Origin of the sequence: Pseudoalteromonas sp. MM17-2, from assembly GCF_022347945.1 — a bacterium.
In the GTDB taxonomy this organism is placed as follows: domain Bacteria; phylum Pseudomonadota; class Gammaproteobacteria; order Enterobacterales; family Alteromonadaceae; genus Pseudoalteromonas; species Pseudoalteromonas ruthenica.
Map to the genome: position 1 here is coordinate 89,023 of NZ_JAKRFV010000001.1, position 12,045 is coordinate 101,067.

The following is a 12,045-nucleotide window of genomic DNA, read 5'->3' on the forward strand; positions in this document are numbered from 1 at the left end:
ATAGATCCCATGGCTATGCTTGAAAACCCTAGTGGGACTAAAGGCGGCAAAAAAAAGCTGCGGCGCGGGCCACAGCTTAATTTTTATTCATTCTCGATGTTTATACATCAAGTAGAAGACGTGTTGGATCTTCTAACATTTCTTTAATGGTCACTAAGAAGCCAACAGACTCTTTACCATCGATTTGGCGGTGGTCATAAGACAGGGCCAAATACATCATAGGTAGAATCTCAACTTTGCCATTCACCGCCATAGGACGCTCTTGGATTTTGTGCATACCCAAGATTGAAGACTGTGGCAAGTTGATGATTGGCGTTGATAATAGTGAGCCAAATACACCCCCGTTGGTGATAGTGAAGTTACCACCGGTCATGTCTTCAACCGTTAGCTTACCATCACGGCCTTTAAGCGCTAACTCGCGAATACCGGCTTCGATTTCTGCAACCGATAGCTTGTCACAATCGCGTAGTACTGGCGTTACCAAGCCACGCGGTGTTGATACCGCAATGCTGATATCGAAGTAGTTGTGATAAACGATGTCGTCGCCATCGATTGATGCGTTCACATCTGGGAAGCGTTTAAGCGCTTCTACTACTGCTTTTACGTAGAACGACATGAAGCCTAAACGGATGCCATGGCGCTCTTCAAAGGCGTCTTTGTATTGCTTACGAAGGTCCATGATTGGCTTCATGTTCACTTCGTTAAAGGTGGTCAACATCGCCGTTGAGTTTTTCGCTTCAAGTAGGCGGTTAGCGATGGTCTTACGCAAACGTGTCATCGGTACGCGTTTTTGCGTGCGGTTACCCACAGGCGCTGACTGAGCGTCATCGGCTTTGCTTTCTTGCTTAGCCGGCGCTTGTTTAAGGAACTTGTCTACGTCTTCTTTAGTAACACGACCGTTTTTGCCTGAACCTTTGATTTTTGACGCATCTAGGCCTTTTTCAGCAATGAGGCGGCGCACTGAAGGAGTCAATGCATCACTGGCACTGTCATCACCACTTTGCTCGGCAGCCGGAGCAGACTCTTCTTTGCTACCGCCAGCAGCTTTAGCGCCTACTTTCACTTTACCGATAACTTGCTCGGCTGTGACCGTATCGCCTTCACCGTGAACGTGCTCGCCCATGACACCGTCATCCGGGGCTACCACTTCAAGTACAACTTTGTCAGTTTCGATATCAACCAAGTTCTGGTCGCGGCTTACCGCTTCACCTGGTTGCACATGCCATGTTGCGATAGTGGCATCGGCAACAGATTCAGGAAGTACAGGTACTTTAATATCCACTTCTTTACCTTCTGAAGCACCGCTGTCTTTTGCTGGTGCTGAATCAGCTTTTTCTTCACTTTTAGCGTTATCGTCGCTGCTGTTCTCATCAGCAGCAGGCGCATCGTCGGCTTCGCCAACAATGGCTAGCACTTGCTCAGCAAGTACCGTTGCGCCTTCTTGCTCTTTAATCTCGCTGATCACACCGTCTGCCGGCGCCGCTACTTCAAGTACGACTTTATCGGTTTCGATGTCTACGAGGTTCTGGTCACGACTTACTTTGTCGCCAACACTGACATGCCAAGTTGCAACGGTGGCGTCTGCAACTGACTCAGGAAGAACAGGAACCTTGATTTCTGTGGTCATCTCTTATCCCTTATTTTTTAATGGTAAGCGCGTCAGCGACTAACGCTTGTTGTTCTTTAGTATGTACTGACATGTAACCACATGCCGGTGACGCGGACGCGTTACGTCCTGCATAAGTTAGGTTTGCACCTTGTGGAATTGCCTGCCAGAAGTGGTGCTGCGAGCAGTACCATGCACCCTGGTTTTGTGGCTCTTCCTGACACCATACGAAATCTTTCACATGGCTGTAGCGTTCGATAATGTCAGCCATTTCCTGATGCGGGAATGGGTAAAGCTGCTCAACACGCACGATGGCGATGTTATCCAGCTCTTGCTTACGACGCTCTTGCAGCAGCTCGTAGTACACTTTACCGCTACAGAACACCACGCGCTCAACGTTTTTAGCATCAATATCATCGATTTCGTCGATCATATTGTGGAATACGCCTTCAGATAACTCTTCTAGCGTAGAAACGGCTAACGGGTGACGCAACAATGATTTCGGGGTCATAACAATCAGTGGACGACGTAGTGGACGCACTGATTGACGACGCAACATAGCGTAAACCTGCGCTGGCGTTGACGGCACACACACTTGCATGTTGTGGTCTGCACATAGCTGCAAGAAACGCTCTAGGCGCGCTGAGCTGTGCTCTGGGCCTTGACCTTCGTAGCCATGAGGTAGCAAACAGGTTAAGCCACATAAACGGCCCCACTTTTGTTCGCCTGAGCTTAGGAATTGGTCGAATACCACCTGCGCACCATTGGCGAAATCACCAAACTGCGCTTCCCACATCACCAGTGATGTTGGCTCGGCTGTGGCGTAACCATATTCAAATGCGAGCACCGCTTCTTCTGAAAGCACCGAGTCGTACACTTCAAATTTACCCTGGTCTTCTTTGATGTGTTGCAGCGGTAAATAGGTGGATGCATCTTCTTGATTATGCACCACAGCATGACGGTGGAAGAAGGTACCACGGCCTGAGTCTTGGCCGGTTAGACGAATGTCTGTGCCCTGCTCAACCATAGTGGCATATGCAAGAGTCTCGGCCATACCCCAGTCTAGTTTTTTCTCGCCGGCGGCCATCGCTTTACGGTCGTCGTAAATCTTCTTAACCCGAGATTGTGCTTGGTGATCTTCTGGATAAGAAGCCACCTTTTCGCCAAGCTCTTTAAGCTTTTCAACTGGAATATGAGTTTCATACTCGGTATCCCAGTCATGGCCCACGAATTTAGACCAATCAGATGAGTGCTTAGTTTCTGGCTCAATTTCTTCAACCACGCAGTTGCCTTCGTCTAGGCCATTGCGATAGTCATCAGCAAGCTTTTTGATCTCTTTTTCACTCAAGACACCTTCGCTAACTAGCTGATCGGCATAGATTTGGCGCGGCACTGGGTGCTTTTTCACCTTTTTGTACATCAACGGCTGCGTGGCGCTTGGCTCATCCGCTTCGTTGTGTCCATGACGGCGGTAACACACTAAATCAATAACCACGTCGCGTTTGAACTGATTACGGAAATCAAGTGCAATTTGCGTCACTAAGGCAACCGCTTCAGGGTCGTCGGAGTTAACATGGAAAATCGGTGACTGCACCATTTTAGCGATGTCGGTACAGTAGTCAGTAGAGCGTGTATCGTCTTGCTTAGACGTGGTGAAGCCAACTTGGTTATTAACCACGATGCGCACACTGCCGCCTACTTTGAAGGCATTAGTTTGCGACATATTGAAGGTTTCTTGCACACAACCCTGGCCGGCGATGGCCGAGTCACCGTGGATGGTGATAGGCAATGCTTTTGAACCACTTTCACATTCTAAACGGTCAAGACGCGCGCGTACCGAGCCCATCACCACTGGATTAACAATCTCTAGGTGTGAGGGGTTAAATGCCAAGGCCATGTGTACGCTGCCGCCTTCGGTGGCGAAGTCTGATGAGTAACCCATATGGTATTTCACGTCACCAGAGCCCAGCGTGTCATCGTGTTTACCAGCAAACTCATCGAACAGCGCCGATGGGTTTTTACCTAGTACGTTCACTAACACATTTAGACGACCACGGTGGGCCATACCAATAACCGCTTCTTGTTGACCACTTTCACCGGCGCGGTGAATCAGCTCTTTAAGCATTGGCACTAAGGCGTCGCCACCTTCCAATGAGAAGCGTTTGGCGCCTGGGAATTTCGAGCCTAGGTACTTTTCAAGACCATCGGCCGCAATCAAGCCTTTGAGAATGCGCTGCTTGGTTTTGCTGTCGAATTGAGGGCGTGCTTGAACCGATTCTAAGCGTTGCTGTAGCCAACGTTTTTCTTCGGTAGATGTGATGTGCATGTACTCGGCACCGATGGAACCACAATAGGTTGCCTTCAATGCTTTGTATAAGTCACCCAGTTTCATCATTTCGCCGCCGGCGGCAAACGAACCTACATAAAACTCAGTGTCAAAATCGTCTTCAGAAAGACCGTGGAAGTCTAACTCCAAATCGCGAACACGTTCACGTTTCCAAATCCCGAGTGGGTCAAGATTCGCGTTTTGGTGACCACGGAATCGAAAAGCATTTATCAGTTGCAATACTTTGATCTGTTTGGGGTCACCCTGACCACCTTCTGCAACAACTACTTCGCGATGTTTATTTTTTGCCAGCTTGGCGAATTCAGCTCTTACTTGTGAATGCTTAGTTTCTACATCCACCCCTTCCACTTTGGGAAGTTGCTCGAACACTTCACGCCATTCTTCTGGCACTGAAGTCACATCATCAAGATATGCTTCATAAAGCTCCTCAACATAGGCAACGTTACCGCCGTACAGATGAGAAGACTCTAGCCATGCCTTCATCACACCATCGTGCATTTATAAGCCCTTTTATCTAGCGCAGAATTTACATTGTCTGACTTACTTAAAACTCAAGTAAGTGATCGAAGAATGGCCAGACAGACGTCCAGCCATTCTTAGTTCTATTATGCCCTTAAACGGAACGATTAAGAAGCATTGATTTGATTTGCCCAATCGCTTTGGTCGGATTCAAACCTTTCGGACATACATTGACACAGTTCATGATATTGTGACAACGGAATACGCTGAATGCATCGTCTAAATCTGCCAAGCGCTCATCGGTGGCGGTATCTCGGCTATCCGCTAAGAAGCGGTAAGCGTGTAATAGGCCGGCCGGGCCGATAAATTTGTCTGGGTTCCACCAGAAGCTTGGGCATGATGTTGAACAACATGCACAAAGAATACATTCGTATAGCCCATCTAGCTTTTCACGATCTTCAATCGACTGCAAACGCTCACCCGCTGGAGGCGTATCATTAATGAGATACGGCTTCACTTTCTCGTACTGAGTGTAGAATTGCGACATGTCGATTACAAGGTCACGAATAACCGGTAGACCCGGTAGTGGACGAATCACTACCTTGCCCTTGCCGTTTGTCTGCAATGCAGAGATTGGCGTAATACAGGCAAGGCCATTTTTACCATTCATGTTCACACCATCGGAGCCACATACCCCTTCACGGCAGGAACGACGAAATGCCAGGCTTGGATCTTGCTCTTTTAACATCAGCAGTGCGTCAAGCACCATCATGTCACGACCTTCTTCCACCTCAAGGGTGTAGTCTTTCATGAATGGCGCATCATCCACGTCTGGATTGTAACGATAAACAGATAATTCTAAAGTTGCCATCGTCATCTCTCCTAGTAAGTACGAGCTTTAGGTGGGAACGCTTCACGAAGCTTAGGTGCATAGTTTACATCACGCTTAGACATTTCTTCTGTCTCGGGGTTGTAAACACTGTGGCACAGCCAATTTTCGTCATCACGGTCTGGGTAGTCGAAGCGCGAGTGCGCACCACGGCTCTCAGTACGGAAATTCGCAGCAACCGCTGTTGAGTAAGCTGTTTCCATCAAGTTATCAAGCTCTAAACACTCGATACGTTGAGTGTTGAACTCGCTTGATTTGTCGTCCAAGCGGGCATGCTGTAGACGCTCGCGAATTTCTTTAAGCTCTTTAAGACCCGTCGCCATTGAATCACCTTCACGGAATACAGAGAAGTTAAGCTGCATACATTGCTGTAGGTCTTTTTTGATTTGCACTGGGTCTTCGCCCTGGCCTTCTTTTGATGTTTCCCAACGGTTGAAACGTGCCAATGCACCTTCAATGTTGTCGCTTGAAGCATCACGTTGCGCTTGGTAATCGTTCAAGTAAACACCTAGGTAGTTACCTGCTGCACGACCAAATACAACCAAATCAAGCAGTGAGTTACCACCTAGGCGGTTAGCACCGTGTACAGATACACAAGCGATTTCACCGACTGCGAATAGACCTTCAACAAGCGTGTCGTTACCTTGGGCATCAACGCTTAGTACTTGGCCGTTCACATTGGTTGGTACACCACCCATCATGTAGTGACAGGTTGGAATAACTGGAATTGGCTCTTTCGCTGGGTCAACATGAGCAAAAGTTTTAGCTAGGTCACATACGCCAGGTAGACGTAGATTTAGCGTTTCCTCGCCAAGGTGATCCAGTTTCAATTTAATGTGCGGGCCCCACGGACCTTCACAACCACGACCTTCACGGATTTCGGTCATCATTGAACGGGCAACTACGTCACGTGACGCCAAGTCTTTGGCATTAGGCGCATAACGCTCCATGAAGCGTTCGCCATCTTTGTTCAGAAGATAACCCCCTTCACCACGGCAACCTTCAGTTACCAGGGTTCCGGCACCGGCGATCCCGGTTGGGTGGAACTGCCACATTTCCATGTCTTGCATGGCTACGCCAGCACGCGTGGCCATACCCACGCCGTCACCGGTGTTGATGTGCGCGTTAGTGGTCGAGGCATAAATACGCCCTGCACCACCGGTGGCAAGCACAACCACTTTCGATTTGAAGTAAACCACTTCACCAGACTCGATGTCGATAGCTGTACAACCCACTACCGCGCCGTCGTCGTTTTTAACAAGGTCCAGTGCATACCACTCAGAATATACATTGGTTTTGTTCTTTACGTTTTGCTGATATAAGCAGTGCAGCAAGGCGTGACCAGTACGGTCCGCAGCAGCCGCTGTACGCGCTGCTTGCTCGCCGCCGAAGTTTTTCGACTGACCACCGAATGGGCGCTGGTATACGCGGCCGTTCTCAAAACGTGAGAATGGCAAGCCCATGTTTTCAAGCTCGGTGATTGCTTCTGGGCCAGTTTTACACATGTACTCGATGGCGTCTTGGTCCCCGATATAATCGGAGCCCTTAACGGTATCGTACATGTGCCATTCCCAGTTATCCTCGTGCGAGTTACCTAGTGCTACGGTAATACCACCCTGTGCCGACACGGTGTGTGAACGGGTTGGGAAAACCTTGGAAATAAGCGCACAAGACTTGCCTGATTCAGTGATTGCTAACGCTGCGCGCATACCTGCACCGCCAGCGCCAACCACTACTGCGTCAAATTCGCGAACTGAATATTTCACTTAAACACCCCATAGAACAAACAGGCCAACTACTACGTAAGATAGGGCCATAAGGTTTAATACGAAGCCAAGAAACGCGCGTAGTTTGGCGTTCTTTACATAGTCGGTCAGCACCTGCCATAGGCCGATGCGTGCGTGCACCATAATGCACGCAAGGGCGATTAGGGTGTATACCTTCATCGCGAAGTTACCGAATAACCCCGACCATGCTTCATAGGTTAATGCTGGAGTGCATAGCAGATAACCAATAATAAATAGTGCATAAGAGCTGATGATAAGTGCCGTTGCTCGTAGCGATACGAAATCCTGAACACCATCACGCTTTAAAGATGCTTGATTTAAGACCATAGCCAAACTCCCGCCAATACGGCAACAATCACCCACAATACAAAGCCGATTTTAGCGGTTGCATTGCCTGAATCTAATTCTTTCCACGGACCCAAGTCTTGGATTAAGTGGCGTACACCTGCGATGAAGTGATACGAGAGAACGGTGAGGGTACCCCAGGCGATAAATTTGGCAACAAACCCGGTTAACAGGCTTTTGACAAATTCAAATCCTTCCGGAGAAGACAGTGACACAGCCCATGCCCAGATAACAAAGGTCAAGGCAAAGAACATTGCGACACCGGTGACGCGGTGCAGAATTGATGCTTTGGCCGTTGCTGGCATAGAGATGGTCGTTAGATCGAGATTTACAGGTCTTTGCTTTTTCACAGTTACTTGCCCATCTTGCTCACATTGATAAATAGAGCCATCTACATTGTTGTTATAACCATTTATGCAATCACTGCATAAATGCGCTCACATAAATAAACCCACAGACGCGAAAAAAGATCACTTTATTTGTTCAATTTTAAAGCGAAATTTCACGTGTTTGTCATAAACGGTTTACTCAAAGACGTTACGGTATTGAACCCCTGACAGTATATAAGTCTGCAGCGGATATTACAATTCTTGTTTAGTCACGGAGGTTTGCGAATTAGCCATTGGTATAATATTTAATCTTTGCAGAATATTTATTATACACAAATGCATTAAAATTGACTTTCTACCCCTCTTGTACGTTAGAATGATCGGAATTTGCTTAACATTAGTATCACGCATAACAGCTTTAGCTTGTTATTCTTATAGGAGATAATTAGATGGCAGATAAGAAAGCCACTGTCCATATTGATGGACAAGACCCGATTGAACTTCCCATTTACGAAGGTACTGCGGGTCAAGACGTTATCGACGTCCGTACCTTAGGCGCACACGGCTACTTCACCTACGACCCAGGGTTCATGTCGACTGGCTCTTGTGACTCATCTATCACCTACATCGATGGTGGTAAAGGCGTATTGCTACACCGTGGTTACCCCATTGATCAGCTTGCTGAACAATCTAACTACGTCGAACTTTGCTACTTACTGCTTAACGGTGAATTACCGTCAGAAGCAGAGCTTGAAGAATTCTCTAAGTCAATCACTCTAAGCACCATGGTGCACGAGAAAGTGGCGGCCTTCTTCCAGGGTTTCCGCGTTGATGCTCACCCAATGGCGATGCTATGTGGTGTGGTTGGTGCCATGTCTTCTTTCTATCACCAAGACTTAGATATCTCAGACCCAGCACAGCGTAAGCGCAGTGCCACTCGCCTAGTTGCGAAGCTGCCGACTATCGCAGCAATGGCGTACAAGTACACCATTGGCCAACCGTTCGTTTACCCACGTAACGACCTGAGCTATGCAGAGAACTTCTTACACATGATGTTCTCAGTGCCTTCTGAAGATTACCAAGTAAATCCTGTGCTTGCTAAAGCCATGGACCGTATCTTCATGTTGCACGCTGACCACGAGCAAAACGCATCAACCTCAACGGTACGTATTGCTGGTTCATCTGGTGCTAACCCTTATGCATGTATCGCAGCGGGTATCGCATCACTTTGGGGCCCTGCGCACGGTGGTGCTAACGAAGCATGTTTGAACATGCTACAAGAGATTGGCTCAGTTGATCGCATTGACGAATACATCGCTAAAGCGAAAGATAAGAACGACCCGTTCCGCCTAATGGGCTTCGGTCACCGTGTTTACAAAAACTTCGACCCACGTGCCACGGTAATGCGTGACACCTGCCACGAAGTACTGAAAGAGCTAAACATCGAAGATCCACTTCTAGATGTTGCTATGCGCTTAGAGCAAATTGCTCTTGAAGACCCTTACTTCGTTGAGAAGAAATTATACCCGAACGTAGACTTCTACTCAGGTATCATTCTTAAGGCGATTGGTATCCCAACCAGCATGTTCACCGTTATTTTCGCTATGTCGCGTACCGTCGGTTGGATCTCGCACTGGGATGAAATGCTGTCTCAGCCTGGTCACAAGATCAGCCGTCCACGTCAGCTATATAAAGGCGCAACGAAGCGCGATTACGTCGCTCAAGACAAGCGCTAAGCAACGCGTTTTAGAGTTGAAAAAGGTCGCTCCCAAGCGGCCTTTTTTATTGCCATTTCAGCCTAGTTCTCTACAATGGCGGCATTTGTACAGCCAGCTTTACTAACCATGTTTGATATAGACGCAATACGCCAAGATTTCCCTGCCCTGACTCAACATGGTGACACCGAACGTGTTTATTTTGATTCGGCCGCAACGGCGCACAAACCACGCTGTGTGATTGACACCTTGACGCGCTTTTACAGCCAAGAAAACGCCAACGTGCATCGCGGCGCACACCAATTAAGTCAGCAAGCAACCAGCCGTTATGAGCACGCGCGCCAGCAAGTGGCCGAATTTATCGGCTGTCAGCATAACGAACTGGTATGGACCAAAGGGGCCACCGAGGCTATTAACTTGGTTGCCTATGGGCTGACGGCGCAGCTACAACCCAGAGACGTGATTTTAATAACCGAACTTGAGCACCACGCCAACATCGTCCCGTGGCAACAGCTAGCGAAGCGCACCGGTGCAACATTGATGGCCGTACCGGTCACCCCCGCAGGGCTACTCGATATTGCTCAAGCGGAGCAAATGATCGCCCAGTATCGACCCAAGGTATTTGCCCTGGCCCATGTTTCTAATGCCCTTGGCAATATTAACCCCGTTAAAGCGCTACTCAGTCAGGCCAAGCAACAAGGTGCTTGGACCTTGGTTGATGGTGCCCAGTCGCTGCTACATTTGCGCCCGCAAATGGCCGACTTAGGCTGCGACTTTTTCGTGTTTTCGGCGCATAAATGTCTCGGCCCTACCGGCCTTGGCGGATTGTTCGGGCGCTTTAGTTGTCTTCAGCAACTCGATGTTTTTCAAACCGGCGGCGAAATGGTGGCTAAAGTACGTATTGAGCATACCGAATTTAACCCGCCCCCGAGTAAGTTTGAAACCGGCACGCCGAATATCAGTGCGGTGCTTGGCTTTGCTGCCGCCATTGAGTATTTAAATAACCTTGATAGCGCCGCCCTAGCAGCGCACGAGCGTAGCTTAATGCAGTATTTAGTGGCGCAACTTAGCGACATTGAGTCGGTGTCCTTGCTTGGCGACATGCAGCATAATGTCGGTACCGTCAGCTTTTATGTACAATCAGAGCACCCCTATGACATTGCCACCTTGCTCGATATGGAAGGCATTGCCCTGCGCCATGGCCACCACTGCGCCCAGCCTTTAATGCACGCACTAGGGGTGAATGGTACCGTGAGAGTCAGCTTGGCGTTTTATAATACCTTTGCAGAAATCGACCACTTTATCAGTGCACTACGTAATACCTTGGAGATGATGGCACCATGAGTTATCGCAATTACCCTGAGCTAAAACAGGCTTTTCAAGCCCTTCACGGCTGGCAACAACGTTATCGTGAGTTGATGCTGTTGGGAAAAAGCTTGCCAGTCCTTGCCAATGAGCTCAAGGTCGATGAAGCGAAGGTTTCTGGTTGTGAAAGTAATGTCTGGTTGTATATCGACTTCACTCCCCAAGAAGATAAGCTGGTTGTGGTGGCCGATTCTGACACTCGCATTGTTAAAGGATTACTGGCGTTGATTCTCATGATGTACAACGGTAAAACTCCGCAACAAGCAGCGGCTCTTGACGCCGAGCAAGAGTTCGAGGAGTTAGGATTGATGCGCCACCTTAGCCCCTCGCGCGGTAATGGCATTCGCGCCATTGTCAGCGCGATTAACCAATTTGCCAAAAGCCACTGTTAACCCTGGCTTTGTTCACTCAAACGTTGGCGCTTATTTAAGTATTTGCGCACGGCTTTGGCCGCTGCGAAAAAGCCAAAGCTGCCGGTCACCATGGTTGCCGAGCCAAAGCCATTGGCACAGTCCATATTCATCGTTGAATCGGCCCCTTGCTTGGCTCGACATACGTGTCCATGACCATCGGGATAGACCAACTGCTCGGTGGAATACACACAATCAACATCAAATTTACGCTTCGGATTGTTGCTAAAATTATATTGTTTGCGCAATAGATAGCGAACCTTTGCTAATAGCGGATCGTGGGTGGTTTTGGCGACATCGCCAAATTTTATCTCACTTGGGTCGGTTTGCCCTCCCGCGCCACCGGTGGTGATAATAGGTAACTTATTGCGTTTGCAATGGGCAATCAAAGCCGCTTTTTCTTTTACCGCATCAATGGCATCGATGACATAGTCAAAGCCCTGAATGTGCTCGCGGATATTATCCAAGGTGATGAAATCATCTATCACATGCACGGTGATCTGTGGGTTGATTAGCTGGCAACGCGCTTTCATGGCTTCTACTTTGGCTTCGCCCACCGATTGCGAGTGCGCATGAATTTGCCGGTTACTGTTGGTAACGCATATATCATCGAGGTCGATAAGGGTGAGTTGCCCTACTCCGGTGCGCGCCAGCGCCTCGGCGACCCAACTGCCGACCCCGCCAATGCCGATGACACAGAAATGCGCCTGCTGCAGCCATTGGGTTTGCTGTTGTCCGTAAAGGCGGCTGATACCACCGAAGCGAAGTTGATAATCATCTTGTGTCATTGTCT

Annotated in this window: 10 protein-coding genes; 3 read left to right on the top strand and 7 right to left on the bottom strand. The window is 48.7% G+C overall.

Annotation, left to right across the window (positions count from 1 at the left end):
• Positions 1-100: 100 nt before the first annotated feature.
• The 6 genes from odhB to sdhC form a co-directional block, all read right to left on the bottom strand.
• The gene (odhB, locus tag MHM93_RS00440; protein WP_130147848.1) at positions 101-1,627 is read right to left on the bottom strand and encodes a 2-oxoglutarate dehydrogenase complex dihydrolipoyllysine-residue succinyltransferase; all 1,527 of its coding nucleotides are present in this window, start codon (positions 1,625-1,627) and stop codon (positions 101-103) included.
• A 10-nt stretch (positions 1,628-1,637) separates the two neighbouring features.
• Positions 1,638-4,451, bottom strand: a complete 2,814-nt coding sequence (locus tag MHM93_RS00445) for a 2-oxoglutarate dehydrogenase E1 component (protein ID WP_239447535.1) — start codon at positions 4,449-4,451, stop codon at positions 1,638-1,640.
• A 115-nt stretch (positions 4,452-4,566) separates the two neighbouring features.
• The gene (locus MHM93_RS00450) at positions 4,567-5,283 is read right to left on the bottom strand and encodes a succinate dehydrogenase iron-sulfur subunit (protein ID WP_022946093.1); all 717 of its coding nucleotides are present in this window, start codon (positions 5,281-5,283) and stop codon (positions 4,567-4,569) included.
• A gap of 11 nt (positions 5,284-5,294) precedes the next feature.
• Positions 5,295-7,067, bottom strand: coding sequence for a succinate dehydrogenase flavoprotein subunit (gene sdhA / locus MHM93_RS00455; protein ID WP_045978836.1), 1,773 nt, complete (start codon positions 7,065-7,067; stop codon positions 5,295-5,297).
• The gene (sdhD, locus tag MHM93_RS00460) at positions 7,068-7,415 is read right to left on the bottom strand and encodes a succinate dehydrogenase, hydrophobic membrane anchor protein (protein WP_022944506.1); all 348 of its coding nucleotides are present in this window, start codon (positions 7,413-7,415) and stop codon (positions 7,068-7,070) included. It lies immediately after the preceding gene.
• Positions 7,406-7,783, bottom strand: coding sequence for a succinate dehydrogenase, cytochrome b556 subunit (gene sdhC, locus MHM93_RS00465; RefSeq protein ID WP_051034453.1), 378 nt, complete (start codon positions 7,781-7,783; stop codon positions 7,406-7,408). The genes sdhD and sdhC overlap by 10 nt, the downstream gene beginning before the upstream one ends.
• Before the next feature lie 428 nt (positions 7,784-8,211).
• On the opposite strand from sdhC, the gene MHM93_RS00470 reads away from it, so the two are divergent.
• The 3 genes from MHM93_RS00470 (at position 8,212) to MHM93_RS00480 (ending at position 11,234) form a co-directional block, all read left to right on the top strand.
• Entirely contained in the window at positions 8,212-9,498 is a 1,287-nt protein-coding gene (locus tag MHM93_RS00470; protein ID WP_045978838.1) for a citrate synthase, read from the top strand.
• Between the two features lie 75 nt (positions 9,499-9,573).
• On the top strand, positions 9,574-10,821 hold the full coding sequence (locus MHM93_RS00475) for a cysteine desulfurase (RefSeq protein WP_239447536.1): 1,248 nt from the start codon (positions 9,574-9,576) through the stop codon (positions 10,819-10,821).
• Positions 10,818-11,234, top strand: a complete 417-nt coding sequence (locus tag MHM93_RS00480) for a SufE family protein (RefSeq protein ID WP_053910499.1) — start codon at positions 10,818-10,820, stop codon at positions 11,232-11,234. Before MHM93_RS00475 ends, MHM93_RS00480 begins: the two co-directional genes overlap by 4 nt.
• On the opposite strand, the gene tcdA is transcribed toward MHM93_RS00480, so the two are convergent.
• Positions 11,231-12,040 carry a tRNA cyclic N6-threonylcarbamoyladenosine(37) synthase TcdA gene (gene tcdA, locus MHM93_RS00485; RefSeq protein WP_239447537.1) on the bottom strand — a complete coding sequence of 270 codons (810 nt, stop codon included), beginning with the start codon at positions 12,038-12,040 and terminating at the stop codon, positions 11,231-11,233. The genes MHM93_RS00480 and tcdA overlap by 4 nt on opposite strands.
• Positions 12,041-12,045 lie beyond the last annotated feature (5 nt).